The 14,904-nt window shown below is 64.5% G+C and carries 14 protein-coding genes; 4 read left to right on the top strand and 10 right to left on the bottom strand.

Features of this window, described 5'->3' with window-relative positions:
* From AC1DSN_RS09310 to AC1DSN_RS09300, 3 genes are all read left to right on the top strand, one after another.
* A partial coding sequence (locus tag AC1DSN_RS09310) for an efflux RND transporter permease subunit (RefSeq protein WP_477330413.1) occupies positions 1–1,659 on the top strand: 1,659 nt, incomplete at its 5' end.
* 2 nt (positions 1,660–1,661) lie between these two features.
* Positions 1,662–3,095: an efflux transporter outer membrane subunit gene (locus AC1DSN_RS09305; RefSeq protein WP_477294263.1), complete on the top strand. Its 1,434-nt coding sequence runs from the start codon at positions 1,662–1,664 to the stop codon at positions 3,093–3,095.
* Complete coding sequence (locus AC1DSN_RS09300) at positions 3,092–3,865, top strand: SDR family NAD(P)-dependent oxidoreductase (protein WP_477294265.1); 774 nt, start codon at positions 3,092–3,094, stop codon at positions 3,863–3,865. Before AC1DSN_RS09305 ends, AC1DSN_RS09300 begins: the two co-directional genes overlap by 4 nt.
* A 40-nt stretch (positions 3,866–3,905) precedes the next feature.
* On the opposite strand, the gene AC1DSN_RS09295 is transcribed toward AC1DSN_RS09300, so the two are convergent.
* The 4 genes from AC1DSN_RS09295 to ltnD all read right to left on the bottom strand — a co-directional run bounded on the left by AC1DSN_RS09295 (position 3,906) and on the right by ltnD (position 8,516).
* Complete coding sequence (locus AC1DSN_RS09295; RefSeq protein ID WP_477294267.1) at positions 3,906–5,306, bottom strand: serine hydrolase; 1,401 nt, start codon at positions 5,304–5,306, stop codon at positions 3,906–3,908.
* Positions 5,307–5,453: 147 nt separating this feature from the next.
* Positions 5,454–6,722 carry a 3-oxo-tetronate kinase gene (gene otnK, locus AC1DSN_RS09290; RefSeq protein ID WP_477330411.1) on the bottom strand — a complete coding sequence of 423 codons (1,269 nt, stop codon included), beginning with the start codon at positions 6,720–6,722 and terminating at the stop codon, positions 5,454–5,456.
* A complete protein-coding gene (gene otnI / locus AC1DSN_RS09285) occupies positions 6,719–7,507 on the bottom strand; it encodes a 2-oxo-tetronate isomerase (protein ID WP_477294271.1) in 789 nt (262 codons plus the stop codon). The genes otnK and otnI overlap by 4 nt, the downstream gene beginning before the upstream one ends.
* Positions 7,508–7,517: 10 nt before the next feature.
* Positions 7,518–8,516, bottom strand: a complete 999-nt coding sequence (ltnD, locus tag AC1DSN_RS09280) for an L-threonate dehydrogenase (RefSeq protein ID WP_477294273.1) — start codon at positions 8,514–8,516, stop codon at positions 7,518–7,520.
* A 65-nt stretch (positions 8,517–8,581) separates the two neighbouring features.
* On the opposite strand from ltnD, the gene otnC reads away from it, so the two are divergent.
* Positions 8,582–9,253 carry a 3-oxo-tetronate 4-phosphate decarboxylase gene (gene otnC / locus AC1DSN_RS09275; RefSeq protein ID WP_213949018.1) on the top strand — a complete coding sequence of 224 codons (672 nt, stop codon included), beginning with the start codon at positions 8,582–8,584 and terminating at the stop codon, positions 9,251–9,253.
* Position 9,254: 1 nt separating this feature from the next.
* Here otnC and AC1DSN_RS09270 read toward each other — a convergent pair whose 3' ends face one another.
* From AC1DSN_RS09270 to AC1DSN_RS09245, 6 genes are all read right to left on the bottom strand, one after another.
* Positions 9,255–9,938, bottom strand: coding sequence for an aspartate/glutamate racemase family protein (locus tag AC1DSN_RS09270; RefSeq protein WP_063570482.1), 684 nt, complete (start codon positions 9,936–9,938; stop codon positions 9,255–9,257).
* 20 nt (positions 9,939–9,958) lie between these two features.
* Positions 9,959–10,849, bottom strand: coding sequence for an NAD-dependent epimerase/dehydratase family protein (locus AC1DSN_RS09265; RefSeq protein ID WP_213949019.1), 891 nt, complete (start codon positions 10,847–10,849; stop codon positions 9,959–9,961).
* Between the two features lie 21 nt (positions 10,850–10,870).
* Positions 10,871–11,866, bottom strand: coding sequence for an autoinducer 2 ABC transporter substrate-binding protein (locus tag AC1DSN_RS09260; protein WP_213949020.1), 996 nt, complete (start codon positions 11,864–11,866; stop codon positions 10,871–10,873).
* Positions 11,867–11,895: 29 nt separating this feature from the next.
* Positions 11,896–12,993, bottom strand: coding sequence for an ABC transporter permease (locus tag AC1DSN_RS09255; protein WP_477294027.1), 1,098 nt, complete (start codon positions 12,991–12,993; stop codon positions 11,896–11,898).
* A complete protein-coding gene (locus AC1DSN_RS09250; protein ID WP_477294025.1) occupies positions 12,990–13,982 on the bottom strand; it encodes an ABC transporter permease in 993 nt (330 codons plus the stop codon). Before AC1DSN_RS09250 ends, AC1DSN_RS09255 begins: the two co-directional genes overlap by 4 nt.
* Positions 13,979–14,904: ATP-binding cassette domain-containing protein (locus AC1DSN_RS09245; protein WP_477330408.1), on the bottom strand; the 926-nt coding region annotated here is incomplete at its 5' end. The genes AC1DSN_RS09250 and AC1DSN_RS09245, both read right to left, overlap by 4 nt.

The raw sequence follows: 14,904 nt of genomic DNA, 5'->3' as shown, positions 1-14,904 counted from the left end.
CTGATGGACCGCAGCCTCGGCTGGGTCTTCCGTCCGTTCAATCGCGTTTTCGAGCGTGCCTCGAACTCGTACGTCGGCGGCGTGAAGAAGATCCTGCGTTTCGCGGTGGTGATGCTGGTGCTGTATGCCGGCCTGGTTGGCCTGGGTGTGCTCGGCTTCGCGAAGACCCCGACCGGTTTCGTCCCGCCGCAGGACAAGCAGTACCTGGTCGCGTTCGCGCAGCTACCGGATGCCGCCTCGCTCGACCGCACCGAAAGCGTGATCCGCGAAATGGGCGACATCGCACTGAAAGACCCGGGCGCTGCGAACGCCGTGCAGTTCCCGGGACTGTCGATCAACGGTTTCACTAACAGCACCAACTCGGGCATCGTCTTCGTGACGCTGAAGCCATTCGAGGAGCGCCGCGACAAGGATCTCTCCGCGGACGCCATCGTTGCACGCCTCAACGCGAAGTTCGCTTCGATCCAGGGTGCGTACATCGCGATCTTCCCGCCGCCGCCGGTAAACGGCCTCGGCACGATCGGTGGTTTCCGCATCCAGCTCGAGGATCGTGGTGACCTCGGCTTCGACGAGTTGTACAAGCAGACCCAAGGCATCATCGGGGCCAGCCAGAAAACGCCGGAGCTCGCTCATCTGTTCAGCAGCTTCCAGGTGAACGTGCCGCAGTTCGACGCGGACATCGATCGTGAGAAGGCCAAGTCCGAAGGTATCGATCTGGGCGACGTGTTCCAGACCATGCAGGCGTACCTGGGCTCGCTCTACGTCAACGACTTCAACCGCTTCGGTCGCACCTACCAGGTGAACGTGTCGGCAGAGCCGTCGTTCCGTCACGAACCATCCGATGTGATCGGCCTCAAGACCCGCAATGCCGCCGGTGACCTCGTGCCGCTCGGCTCGTTCCTGACGATGCGCCAGACCAACGGGCCGGATCGCGTGCAGCACTACAACGGCTACCCGACCGCCGAGATCAACGGCGGCGCGGCACCGGGATACAGCACGGGACAGGCGCAGGAAGCGATGGAGAAGCTGGTCAACACGAGCCTGCCTAACGGCATGAGCTACGAGTGGACCGAGTTGACGTATCAGCAGATCCTTGCCGGCAACACCGCGGTACTGGTGTTCCCGCTGTCGGTACTGCTCGTCTTCCTGGTGCTGGCGTCGTTGTACGAGAGCCTGAGCTTGCCACTGGCGGTCATCCTGATCGTACCGATGGTGCTGTTGTCCGCGATCGCCGGCGTGATCGTCACGGGCGGCGACAACAACATCTTCACGCAGATCGGCCTGATCGTGCTGGTGGGCCTGGCCTGCAAGAACGCCATCCTCATCGTCGAGTTCGCTCGCGAAGCCGAGATCGAAGGCATGAACCGTGTAGATGCCGTGCTCGAAGCGGCCCGCCTGCGACTGCGTCCGATCCTGATGACCTCGTTCGCCTTCATCATGGGTGTGGTGCCGCTGGTGACCTCGCACGGTGCCGGTGCGGAGATGCGTCATGCGATGGGCGTGGCGGTATTCGCCGGCATGCTCGGTGTCACCTTCTTCGGCCTGATCTTCACCCCGCTGTTCTATGTGCTGATCCGCGGCTGGAACGAACGCTCGGCAGCGAACCGTGCTGCACGCCGTGAGCGTCGTCTCCTTGAACACGCGGCTCGGGAGTCGTGATCATGAAAACCATTCTCCGTAGTACGGCCCTGTTCGCGGCCCTCGTCCTCGCCGGTTGCGCGAGCGTGGGCCCCGATTACCACGCCCCGAAAGAAGCGCCGGTCACACTGCAAGGTGTGGACCCGGCGCAGCAGACCAGCGCGGCCTTCCAGGCACAGTGGTGGAAGCAATTCGGTGACCCGACGCTCGACAACCTGATCGTCCGGGCTGCCCAGGCCAGCCCGGACCTGAGGATCGCGGTAGCCCGCCTGAAACAGGCGCGCGCCGCCCTCGGTACCGCTAAGTCGCAGCAGATTCCGGATATCGAGACCGGCGTGGACTATTCACGTGCTCGTGAACAACAACCGGGCTTCACCGACCAGCGCCAGACGATCACCTCGTATCAGGCCGGTTTCGATGCGTCGTGGGAGCTCGACCTGTTCGGCGGCATCCGCCGTTCGGTCGAAGCCGCGCGTGCCGATGCCGGTGCCGGTGAGGCCTCCCTGCAGGACGCGCAGGTCACGCTGTTCGCCGAAGTCGCACGTAACTATTTCGACCTGCGCGGCACCCAGCTGCGCATCGATGTGGCCAAGCGCGACATCACCAACCAGCAGGACTCGCTGAAGGTGATCAATGCGCGTGTGGAGGTCGGGACGGGTGCCGAGCAGGACCTCGCTTCGGCCAAGGCGCGCCTGGCTTCCGTCGAAGCGCAGCTACCCGTGCTCGAAACGCAGGCCCAGGCCGACCAGTTCCGCATCGCGGTGCTGCTCGGCGCGCGCCCGGGTGAGCTCGACATCGATCTCTCGCCGGCCACGTTCAAGCCGATCGACGTCAGCCTCGCCATTGGCGGTGCCGATGAAGTGCTGCAGCGTCGCCCGGATATCCGCATCGCCGAGCGCGAGCTCGCCGCCGCGAACGCCCGTATCGGCGTGGCCAAGGCGGATTACTTTCCGCATATCACGCTGGGCGGATTCGTCGGCTTCCTTGCCGGCCGCAGCAATGACTTCGGCGGTGCGGATTCGCGCGCATGGCAGCTTGCGCCCAGCATCTCCTGGTCGGGCCTCAATGTGCAGCGCGTGGCCTCTGGCGTGAGAGGTGCGCGTGCACGGGCCGAAGAGGCGCAGGCCAACTACGACCGCACGGTGCTTACCGCCCTGGAGGACGTCGACAATTCACTGGTCGGCTTCAACCAGCAGCGTATCCGCGTCGAAAAGCTGGTCGTGCAGGCCAAGGAAAGCCGCCGTGCCGCGGAGCTTGCCAAGCTTCGCTATGACGCGGGCCGTACGGATTACCTGGAGCTGCTTGACGCCGAGCGTACGCAGCTCTCGGCGGAAGATCAGCTGGCGGAAGCCGAAGCCGGCATCAACACCCGCGCCGTGTCGCTGTACAAGGCGCTCGGTGGCGGCTGGCAGGCCTGCGGCAACAACGCGTGTAGCGAGGTTGCGAAAGCCCCATGAGCGCCGCGAAGGTTCATCGCCTGCCCGTGCAGACGAAGCGATCGAACCCGACCGCCGCGGAACCGCCGCTCACCCAGCGCATCGCGCTGGTGAGCGGCGCCAATCGCGGTATCGGACTTGAGGTTTCGAAGCAGCTTGCATCGCTCGGCGTTACCGTCTTCATGGGCATGCGCCAGCCGGGCAAGGGCGAAAAGGCCCTGAAGTCGGTGCGAGACATGGGCGGTGAAGCGTACGCGATCAAGCTCGACGTGACACGTGCAGCCGATATCGAGGCGGCCGTCGCCAACATCGATGGCCGTTTCGGGCGACTGGATATTCTCGTCAACAATGCGGGTGGTTACTTCGACCACGATGCCCGCGTGTCGAAACCTGATCTTGAACTCATTCGCGGCGCACTCGAAACTAACCTGCTCGGAGCGTGGTGCCTCACCGCCGCAGCGGTACCGCTGATGCGGCGTCATGGGTATGGACGCGTGGTCAACGTTTCGAGCGAGTGCGCCGTGAGCAACATGTGTGGCGAAACGGCTCCCGCCTATCGCATTTCCAAGGCAGCGCTCAATGCCTATACACAAGTGGCGGCGCGCGAGCTTGAGGGCAGTGGCATTCTCGTGAACGCGGTGTGTCCGGGCTGGACGGCCACCTCGCTCGGAGGTAGCGGCGGACGCCCCGTCGCCGACAGTGCCGAAGGGATCGTCTGGGCCGCACTCCTTTCGGAGCGCGAAGCCGCGAACGGCGGGTTCTTCCGGGATCACGCCAGGCTTGCCTGGTAGAAGGTTGGTTGGAGTCCTCAATTCTTGGGGTCTCCCGCCGTTACTGTTGTCCCGCCGCCAGCCGGTGGGCCTTGTCGTAAAGCGACTGCGCCTTTTCCCGGTCGCCTTTCTTCTGGTACGCCTCGGCCAGGCTATCCCACGCGTTCGACGACTGCGCGAACAGGTGCGTGTTGAGGATGAATACGCGAATGCATGCGTCGACACCGAGGTTCTCGCATATCGTATAACCACTCGCATTGACGGCCCGCTCGAGGTCCTTCCCCTTGAGCGCGGACTGCATGCCAAGGGATCGTTCCATGGCGGCCATGGTGCTGTCGGTGGATGGCCCTGTTGCGAAAGCGATGAGGCGCTCCTGCAGTGCTTCCGCTGGGAAATCGTCGGGCGCAACGGCGGCCATCGCGCTGTCCACCAGTACGCGTGACCAGACGTTTTTAGCGCTCCCGCTGGTGACGTAGATGACAGTGTACCTGTCGCCGCCGAGGTCACCTCTGAAGAGGAGGCGCACCCTGACCTTGGTGCCCCCGTCGTGCCCGACGTTCCAATAGAGGTCGCTGTTACCGTATTCCCAGCCCGTGGCGAAATCGCCGGTTCGGCCGTTCGGCAGCGTCGACTTCTGCCACAGCTTGCCGAGCGTCACCTTGTCGACCAGCTCGCCGCGTGCCATGCCACCGAGGAAGACGCGCAGGTCGTCCACCGTCGAGAACAGCGATGCGTGCCCGTATCCATACTGGGGCCACACGACCGGTGGATCCCGTTGCAGTTTCCCGTTCTTCCCGATGTATTCCGTGACGGCCCGGTCAGCGGGCACGGCGGATGCACCGAGAAACGTTCCACGCAGCCCAAGCCGACGCACGATGCGTTCGGCCACGATCTGTGGATAGGGCTTGCCGTAGTGTGCCTCCAGCAGCGCTGCAAGGACCACGTAGTTGGCCTGCGTGTAACGCGTCTGGGTTCCCGGGGGGAACTGCAGCGGCTTGTCTGCCAGAGCGGCGAACATCGCTTTCACCGTCGGTGGATACGGCCCGGACGGATGCTCCTTGTCGAAATAATCCGGAATGCCCGAGGTGTGATCGAGGAAGTTACGGACGGTGATCGCCTTCCAGCTGGCGGGGAGATCCGGAACGTATCGACTGGCCGGCTGGTCGACCTCCACGTCACCTTGTTCGATCAGCTGCATCACCAGGGTGTTGGTGAACAGCTTGGCCACGGAGTACATCTCGAAGACGCTATCCACGCTTGCGCTGCCACTCGCCCCGCGGAACAGCACCTCGTCGTTGTGGGTGACAATGACCGCCTGCCCGGCAATACCATAACGCTGCTCATTGATCTTCAGCTGTTCCGCCATGCGTGCCGCGGGCGTGTCGGTCGAGGTGGCATGCGCCACCGGAAACAGAAGAAGTGCTGCCAACAACGTGAGGCCCGAGCGATGCCGTTGTGCCATTGATCACCTGCAAAAGCGAAGTGCGTGCCCTTTCCTTACGCGGCACGAAGCGTATCCGCGAAGCTTAGGAAGGTACGGGCGTTCTTCGCAAGCCTTGAGGCCACCGGTTCACCGCAGCGCCACGTCCGCGCTGCCGTGAGAACCGCGTCAGTCGGCGATGATGGCTTCGGTGAAGAATCCGGGGCTACCGAAGTTACCCGACTTCAACACGAGGCGCAGGTTCGCGTGCCGTCGCCCGAGCGCGTGCAGCATCGGCACACCCGGCGCAAGCTCGCGGCCGATAAGGAAGGCTTCGATGCCGAGCCGGTCGACGACCGCGCCCGAGGTCTCACCGCCCGCGACGATCAGCCGCGAGAGCCCTTCGTCCGCCAGTTGGGAGGCGATCTCGGCGATCGCTCCCTCAAGCAGGGCCGACACACACTGTGCGCCGTGCGAGGCCTGGAGGGCGGCGACACGATCGGGTGAGGCACTGGTCGCGACGATGGCCGGGCCCTCGGCGAGATGCCGACGGGCCCAGTCGACCGCGGCTTTCACGCTCGCAGTGCCCGCAATCAACTCTTCGGCGCCAAGACGTAGCACCGGCCACTYGTGTTCGGCGATGTCCAGTTGCTCGAGGGTGGCCGCCGAGCAGCTACCAGCGAGCACCAGCGATCCTCGCAAGTCGTCGGGGGCGCGCATCATGCCGACATCACCAAGGTGCTCCCGGTCGACGACGATGGCTCGCGCCAAACCAAGACCCATGCCTGACGCGCCTGTCGACACATGGTCGTCCAACGCCACACGCCCCAACACCTCGAGGTCACTGTCCGTCACGGCATCGGCGATCACGCTACCGCAGCCGCTTAGTCGCAGCCGTGACAGCTCGGTCCGCACGGCGTCGTCACCGGCGCGGATCACCGCCAGCGAGAGCAGGCCTACCGGCAGACGGCTCTGGGCAGTCATCAGGCGGAGCAGGCTGGAGTCCCGCATGGGCGTGATCGGATGGTCCTTGAGGGGACTCTCATCGAGGCGGTCGCTGCCCACGAACAAATGCCCCTGGTAGACCGTGCGTCGATTGCGCGGAAAGGCCGGGCAAACGATGGGCATGGCACGATGTGGCATAGCCAGGGCTTCGGTCACCGGTCCGATGTTGCCCTCAGCCGTCGAATCGAACGTCGAGCAGATCTTGAACAACACGTGTGCCGCGCCGTGCGACCTCAACCACGCGTCCGCGGCGAGCGACTGTCGCACGGCGACGTCGGCGGGAACCGAACGGCTTTTCAGCGCAACGACAACGGCGTCCACGTCGGGCAGCACCATGCCCTCGGGCGGTACACCGATCGTCTGCACCACTCGCAGGCCATTGCCCGCCAGCGTGCTGGCCAGGTCCGAGGCGCCGGTGTAGTCATCGGCAATGGCGCCGAGATAGAGACTCATGCTGCCACCTTTGCGCCGTTCGTCCAGGGTGCCAGCCAGCCGAGGCCATCCTCGGTACGTCCGCGTGGACGGTACTCACAGCCGATATGCCCGATGTACCCGAGCCGGTCGAGTTCGGCGAACAGGAACGCATAGTTCAGCTCCTCGCCGTCGGGCTCGTGGCGCGACGGTACGCTCGCGACCTGGATGTGACTAAGTACAGGCATCGCACGGCGCAGGCGCGTGGTCACGTCCCCATGAATGATCTGCGCGTGATACAGGTCGAGCTGAAGCTTCAGGTTCGGCAGGCGCAGTTCTTCGATAAGCGCGAGAGCGGCGTCGACGTCGCTCATGAAGTAGCCGGGCATGTCACGACGGTTGACCGGCTCCAGCAGTACGTCGATCCCAAGCCCCATCGCGCGCTCAGCGCACCATCGGATCGATTCACGGTAGGCGCGCCAATGGTGGTCATCGTTCGGGGCAATGCCTGCCATCAGGTGTACACGCGGCACGCGTAGCGCCCGGATGTAAGGCGTGGCGCGTTCGAAGGCTGCGCGCACGTCGGCGGCGCGCGCGGGGATGGCTGCCATCCCGCGTTCTCCGGCCGCCCAGTCGCCGGCGGGAAGATTCATCAGCACCACGGCCAGGCCGTTACGTTCTACGCGGTCGACCACCTGCTCCACCGGGTGGTCATAGGGAAACAGGAACTCGACCGCACCGAAACCTGCCGCCGCCGCCGCATCGAAGCGGTCGAGGAAGTCGTGCTCGTTGAACATCATCGTGAGGTTGGCAGCAAAGCGCGGCATGGCAATTCCCTTAGCGGCGGTCGATGGATGTGGCGGGTTCGCCCGGCAGGTCGATGCCTGCGATGCGCGCGTACAGGCGGGCCACCGAGGCATCGTCGTCGCGCCCCATTCCCGCCGCGGATGTCATCACGAAGAGTTGCAGCGCGGCGCTGGCGAGCGGTACGGGGAAGACGCTGGTCCGGCCCATGTCGAGGACGATCCCGAGGTCCTTCACGAAGATGTCGACGGCGCTTCGCGGCGAGTAGTCACCGTCGATCATGTGCGGGACGCGGTTCTCGAACATCCACGAGTTACCTGCCGAGGCCGTGATCACTTCGTACACCTGCTGGAGATCGAGGCCTTCGTTGGCAGCGAAGGCGATAGCCTCCGCGGCTGCCGCAATGTGCACGCCCGCCAGTAGCTGGTTGACCATCTTGAACGCTGCGCCCTGCCCCGCGACATGGCCGAGCCGGTAGACCTTGCCGGCGATCGCGTCGAGTACGCACTCTGCACGGTCGAAGGCAGCGACGCTTCCGGATGCCATGACCGTCAGGCTGCCATCGGCCGCGCGCCCTGCTCCTCCGCTGATGGGTGCATCGAGGTAATGGCGGCCACTGGCTTCGACCTGCCGCGCCAGGTCGCGCGCCCTGCCCGGTGCCATCGTGGCACATGAAACGAACACGCCATCGGGCGCCATGCGCGTCGCGATGCCGTCGGTGCCGTCGGTGCCGAAGAGGAGTGCCTCGGTCTGGTCGGCGTTGACGACCACGCTGACAACGACGTCAGCGAGCTCGGCGGCGGCTGTCGCCGATGTGGCGACGTGTCCGCCGAGCGAGGCAAAGGCATTACGCCGATCCTCGCCGGGATCGAAGCCCGTGACGTGCGCGCCGGCACGCAGCAGACTCGTAGCGACACCGAGCCCCATGGAGCCAAGTCCCGCAACGACCACGCTCAGGCCAGCCCATCGGTCCGCCGTGTGGGGACTCGTCGAACTAACGCCGGGGATCGTGTCCGATCCGCTCATCGACATACGGTTCTCCAGAAGATTGTTGGACTGATTGCGCTACCATCACGTTACCCACAGGAGCCGGTGCCATGAGCGAGTCACGCCTGCGTGAGCAGATCTGCCTCTTCGCCCGATCGATGTTCGAACGCGGCCTTACCCATGGGTCGTCCGGCAACATCAGTGCCGTCCTTGACGATGGCGGGCTGCTGATGACGCCTACCGATGCATCGCTGGGATTCCTCGACCCTGCGCGCCTCTCGCGTTTCGATGCGCAAGGCCGCTTCGTCGATGGCGACAAGCCCACCAAGGAAGCGCCGCTACACAAGGCGCTGTACGAATCGCGTACAGGCTCGGGCGCCGTGGTCCATCTGCACTCCACGCACGCCGTGGCGCTGTCCATGCTTCCCGGCCTCGATCCATCGTCCGTGTTGCCACCGCTGACGCCGTACTACGTGATGCGCGTCGGCGATACGGCTCTCATTCCTTACCATCGCCCGGGCGATCCCGCCGTGGCCGACGCCATCCGCGGCCTGGCCGGGCGCTACGCTTCCGTCCTGCTGGCCAACCACGGGCCCGTCGTCGCGGGCACCTCGCTCGCGGCGGCCGTGAACGCGATGGAGGAACTGGAGGAAACCGCGAAGCTGCACATGCTCCTTCGCGGCCTCGATCCGCGCATCCTCTCGCCTTCCCAGGTCGATGATCTCTCCCGTGCGTTCGGCACGACCGGCGCAGTGTCGCCGCATGACGATCACTCCCACTGACTCATGCCGCTCGTTCCAGCTGGCCGCGCAGCAGCTCCGCGACGCGCTCCATGCCAAGGCGCGGACTGGTCAGCACCGGCACATCGAAGCGGACACCCGGCTTGTCGACGACGCGCCCCATCGATACTTGCGCGAGCACGATGAGATCGACATCGGCAGCCAGTTCACGCAACGCCCGTTCGACGATCATGTCGTGCTCATCGGCACGACCCGCAAGCAGGGCATCGAACGCGCCCTCGCACAGGGCTCGCGTGACACGTACGGATTTGCCCGCTTCATGCGCCACGCGCTCGATGAGCCGCGCCGTGGGGTCGAGCGTGGTCTGCACCGTCGCCGCGACGCCGATGCGCGTGGCGCTGGCGACCGCACGCTCAGCCATTGCCTGATCCACCTTCAGTATCGGCACCGAGAGCAGCGGGCGCACCGTGTCCGCCGCTTCACCCACGGACGAGCACGCATTGAGGATAAGGGTCGCACCCATTTCCTGCCCGATCATCATGTACTGGGCAAGGCGGCGGGTTACCGCCGGGGTAACGTGGCCGGCCGCCATCGTGTCCTTGAGCAGGCTGTCGTCGACGAGATTGACGATACGCACACCGGGCAACAACTCCGGCCCGAGCGAACTCAATGGCTGAACGGTGACGGGTCCGGTATGGACGATTACGAGCGTGGTCTGAGTAGGCATGGTTTCATCCTCCGTCGGATTCAGGGCTTCACGTAACGGCGCCAGTTGTGCGCCTCCTGGAAACCCAGCACGTCACGTGTCTTGCGGTTGGAGAGCAGCGTCTCGTACTCGCCGAGTTCGCCCTTGACCGGCACGTTCGGAAAATAGCGGCGGAGCAGTTCGGCGGTCGGAAGATCGGACGAGGCGTCGTTGTTGGCGGCGTTGAAGATCTGGAAGCCGAGGCCGTCCTTCTGGATGCCGAGGTCCACGATCTGGCCGAGGTCGCGGGCGTCGATGTAACTCCAGGCGATGCGCTTGCGGAAATCGGGCTTGGCGAAGAAGCCGGGGAAACCTGCGTACTCATGCGGTTCGATGACGTTGCCGATGCGAATCGCATAGATATCCATCCCCGTGCGGCCGGCGAAAGCCTGCGCGGTCTTCTCGTTGCAGATCTTGGAAAGGGCATAGCTGTCGCGCGGATCGACCGGGTAGTCCTCATCGAGCGGAAAATATTCCGGATCGCGCGGCGTGTGATTGAACACCAGGCCATACGTCGTCTCGCTGGAGGCGATGATCACCTTGCGAATGCCCAGCTTCGCGGCGGCTTCGATCACGTTGTAGGTACCCATCACGTTGATGCGGTAAACCTCGTTGTCCGGCACGATCATGATGCGTGGGATTGCAGCGAAGTGAACGACAGCATCGATGGGCTCGGGTGCCAGGTTCGGGTCGAATTCGTGCAGACCCGTGTAGCTCGACAGGGCATTGAACACCTGGCCCGAGTCCGTGATGTCCGTAATGAGGGTGCGGACTGCCGGGTTATCGAGCGGCTTCGTGTCGAGGTTGAGTACGCGATAGCCCTGGTCGACCAGGTACTGCACGACATGGCGCCCGGCCTTGCCGCTACCGCCGGTGAAGATGACGCGTTTCATGGAAACTCCTTGGGGGATGGGTCAGAACTTGTACTGGTCGATGTTCTCGGCGGTGAAGATCAGCGGCTCACTGAAGATGATCACCTTGTCTTTGACGGTGTAGTCGCCAAGGCCGGGAACGGAGAATGTGTCGTTGGGCTTAAGCGCATTGTTGGCGGCGAGGCGGGCGACATGCATCACCAACTGGCCCTCCTTCACCTCGTCCCACAACGGGCTGGCCTTGATGATGCCGGCCTTCACGTACTGCCGGATCGCGTCGGGATTGCTGCATCCGGTAACGAAAACCTTGCCGGTGCGGCCGAGCTTTTGCACCGCCGCTGCCGCCCCGACCTCGGAAGCCCCGTCGGGCGCGATGATGGCCGCGACATTCGGATGCGCCTGCAGGATATTCAGCCCCGCGGTCAGCGACTTCGACGGATCGGATTGACCGTATTCGGTCGTAACTATCTTCATCTTCGGATAGGCGGTCTTCATGTACGCGGTCAGCGCATTGATCCACTCGTTCTGGATCGTGGCGTCCTTGGTCGACGATAGAATCGCCACTTCCGAATCGGCGGGAATGTATTTGGCGACCGAGTCGACCAGCGCCTTGCCGAACGCCGGGTACTCGGTATTCTGGATGAAGAAGTCACGTGCGTCGGGCGACACGTCACTGTCGTAGGAGACCACCTTGATGCCCTGCTTCATCGCACGCTTCAGTGCCGGTGCAAGCTGGGTCGGGTTGTTCGACGTGGTGGTGATGACATCGAACTTGCGGGCGATGAGACTGTTGAAGACGTCGACCTGGCCCTGCGCCGACGCGGTGACCGGGCCGGTGTAGAGAAAGTCGATGTTCAGCGTTTTTGCCGCCGCCTCGGCGCCCTGCTGGTTGGCCTTGAAGACGGACAGGCCAACCAGTTTCGGCACCATGGCCACCTTGATCCGTTTCGACGTATCGACGGTCTGGGCGGAGACAGCAGAGGCGATGGCCAGGGTAGCGGCGGCGGCCAGCACGAGCATGCGACGGGCGGTGATCATGACTCCCTCCTGTGGATGGATAGCGACGCTCAGGGCGCGTCGTGACGAGTGGCGTCGGGTCCCGCGATGGCGGGTCGGCGGATGAGTGCGAGCAGGCGCTTGCCGAAGCCGCCGACCCGCGTGCTGAAGATGTTGCGGATGGCGATCGAGCCGATCAGGATCGCGCCGGTCAGCATGGAGGTCACCATGTCCGAGAATCCGGCGATGAGCATGCCCTGACGAAGCAGGCCGAGCAGGAGTACGGCGACGATGACACCGCCCATGCGGCCTTCGCCGCCGAAGATGCTGACACCACCAAGCACGACCATCGCAATAGTGGTGAGCAGAAGCACGTCGCCCATGTCGGCGCGCGCCGCGCTGTAATAGGCCGACAACACGAGACCGGCGAGCGCCGCCATCATGCCGCTGATGACATACGCCGCCGCCAGCACATGCGGCACGCGGATGCCGGAATAGCGTGCGGCCTCACTGTTGTAACCGACGGTGACGAGCTTGCGACCGAACGCGCTGCGGGTGACCAGCAACCAGAACAGCACGGCCAGCGGAATGAAGATAAGTAGTTGGTACGGGAACTGGAAACTGCCCCACGCCATGGCGCCCGAACCCATGTTGTTGAAAGCATCGGGGAACCCCGACGGCGGCGAGTCGCCAGCGACGGCCACCGCTGCGCTCGTATAGATGAAGCTCGTCGCCAGCGTCGCTATCAGCGGTTCGATACGCAGAAGCACGATGACGGCCGCATTGATGCCGCCGAGCAAGCCGCCCATGGCCAGACCGAGCAGGCTCGCCACCCAGATGTTCAGCCCCATCGTCGCCCAAAGCTGCGCCGCGACAACGGCGGCGAGACTCGCGGTAGCACCGACCGACAGATCGATGCCTCCGGTGAAGATCACCAGTGACAGACCGAGCGCAACGATACCGAACGGCAGGAAGTTGCTGGTCATGGCAAGGAAGCCGGACAGGTTGTCGAAGAACCCCGGCACGCCCAGACCGAAACTCGTCGTCACGATGATCAGCAGGACCAGCAGCGAGAGCTCCCAGCCGCCCATGGAAAAGAGCCGACGTCGCCTCTTTGCCATCGTCGGGTCGTCACCCGGGGTTGCACCGACGGTGGGCGAGACGCTCATGCGCGCGCTCCTCGACGACCAAAACCGGCCTGGACGGCAGCGAGAATCATCAGGCCCTCACCCGCCGAGTACCAGATCGGCGGCACATGCAGGAAGACCAGGGCTGTCAGTACCACGGAAAGAAAAAGGCTGCCGAGCACCGTGCCGATGAGATTGCCGCGGCCACCGGCGATGGCTGTGCCGCCGATCAGCGATACGGCGATGGATTGCAACTCGATGTGATCACCCGTGCCCGCGGTGACCGTAGCCGAGCCCGTGTAGCAGAGGAACATCAGCCCGGCGAACGCCGCGAGCGTCCCGGACAGCGCGTAAACGCGAATGCGCACCCAGGTGACGGGCAGACCGGCCGCATACGCGGCGGAAGCGTTGTTACCGATGGCCAGCACCGCGCGTCCGAATCCCGTGTGGCGCAGCACGTACCAGCACAAGGTCAGGATCACGAGAAGTACGACCACGGGCGTGGGGATGGGAACGACGTCCAGCAGACGGCCGTTACCAAACGCCGCGAACGTCGGGGATACCGCGTCGACCTGCGTGCCGTCGGAGTAGATGAAGGTCAGTCCGCTGTAGAGGCTATACGTACCCAGGGTCACGACGATTGGGGGAATGTCCATCGTCGCCACGAGAACGCCATTGATCGTCCCCAGGACCAGCCCGATGCATAGCGCCAGCGGCAACGCCGCGGCGAGGGACAAGCCATGCGTCTGCGCCAGCAATCCGCAGACCATGGCCGCCAGACCGAGGATCGGTGCCACCGACAGGTCGATGCCGCGCATCGCGATCACCAGCGTCTGACCCAGCGCCACCAGCGAAAGCACCACCGAGTTGAGCAGCATGAAGCGCAGGTTCTGCGCACCGACAAAGTCATGGTTGAGCAGACCGACGGTTATCGTCAGGCCGACCGTCACGGCGACCAGGGTCAACTCGCGCGTCATCGTGAAACGCGGGGCGATGGCGCGGCGGCGCGAAGGCATGGCGACAGCACTCATGGCGCCCCCTCCGCATGTGCGCTACCCAGGTACGACGCGCTGACTGCGGCGGGGTTGATCTGGTCGCCGGTCAGTTCCGCGACAAGCTCACCTTCGTAGAGGGAAAGCACGCGGTCGCACAGACGCACCAGCTCTTCCGTCTCCGAGGAGATCACCAACACGGCCATGCCGTCACGCGCCATGGCTTCGATCAGTTCGTAAATTTCTTCCTTGGACCCGACGTCGACGCCCCGCGTCGGCTCATCGAGAATGGCGACCTTCGGCCCGGTAGCGATCCATTTGCTGAAGACGACCTTCTGCTGGTTGCCGCCGGACAGCTCGCGCAGCGGTTGGTCGAGCCCGGCGCAGCGCACGCGGAAGTCGCGCACCGCTGTCGCACCCAGGCGTGTCTCGTCCGCGTCGCTGAGCAGGCCGGCGGACTGGCGCACACGTTCGAGCAGGCCGGAGGTGACGTTCTGGGCGATCGTCATCGATAGCACCGCACCGTGGCGTGCGCGATCCTCCGGCACGTACACCAGTCCTTTGCGAATCAGGTCGTGGCAGGGTTTGCTGGTGACTGTCTCCCCCGCGAGGCGGACGCTGCCGGCCGTTGGCCGCCGGACGCCGAAGATCGTTTCCGCGATTTCCGTGCGGCCCGCGCCGACCAGGCCGGCTAATCCGAGGATTTCTCCGCGGCGCAGCTGAAAGCCGATGCGACGGAAGCTGGGCTCGCTGGCCAGGCCGTCCACCTCCAGCACGGTCTGTTCGGTGACGTAGCTGGATTCTCGCCGCGGTATGTCGCGCAGGGTGCGCCCCACCATCGTCGAAAGCAGGCGGGCCCGATCGAAGCTGCCGCGCTCCGCGCTGTCGACCAGTCGCCCGTCGCGCAGGACGGCGATGTCATCGCTGATCTCGAGCACTTCCTCGGTGCGATGACTGATAA

The organism is Luteibacter sp. P4_D7_3 (assembly GCF_056401735.1).
This window is presented reverse-complemented; position numbering and strand designations above follow the sequence as displayed.

Bases quoted from the DNA above. Each gene is read 5' to 3' on its own strand.
- otnC (WP_213949018.1), top strand. From the start codon at position 8,582: ATGAGCGAGTCACGCCTGCGTGAGCAGATCTGCCTCTTCGCCCGATCG.
- ltnD (WP_477294273.1), bottom strand. From the start codon at position 8,516: ATGTCGATGAGCGGATCGGACACGATCCCCGGCGTTAGTTCGACGAGT.
- AC1DSN_RS09270 (WP_063570482.1), bottom strand. From the start codon at position 9,938: ATGCCTACTCAGACCACGCTCGTAATCGTCCATACCGGACCCGTCACC.
- AC1DSN_RS09305 (WP_477294263.1), top strand. From the start codon at position 1,662: ATGAAAACCATTCTCCGTAGTACGGCCCTGTTCGCGGCCCTCGTCCTC.
- AC1DSN_RS09250 (WP_477294025.1), bottom strand. From the start codon at position 13,982: ATGAGTGCTGTCGCCATGCCTTCGCGCCGCCGCGCCATCGCCCCGCGT.
- AC1DSN_RS09260 (WP_213949020.1), bottom strand. From the start codon at position 11,866: ATGATCACCGCCCGTCGCATGCTCGTGCTGGCCGCCGCCGCTACCCTG.
- AC1DSN_RS09265 (WP_213949019.1), bottom strand. From the start codon at position 10,849: ATGAAACGCGTCATCTTCACCGGCGGTAGCGGCAAGGCCGGGCGCCAT.
- AC1DSN_RS09295 (WP_477294267.1), bottom strand. From the start codon at position 5,306: ATGGCACAACGGCATCGCTCGGGCCTCACGTTGTTGGCAGCACTTCTT.
- AC1DSN_RS09255 (WP_477294027.1), bottom strand. From the start codon at position 12,993: ATGAGCGTCTCGCCCACCGTCGGTGCAACCCCGGGTGACGACCCGACG.
- otnI (WP_477294271.1), bottom strand. From the start codon at position 7,507: ATGCCGCGCTTTGCTGCCAACCTCACGATGATGTTCAACGAGCACGAC.
- AC1DSN_RS09300 (WP_477294265.1), top strand. From the start codon at position 3,092: ATGAGCGCCGCGAAGGTTCATCGCCTGCCCGTGCAGACGAAGCGATCG.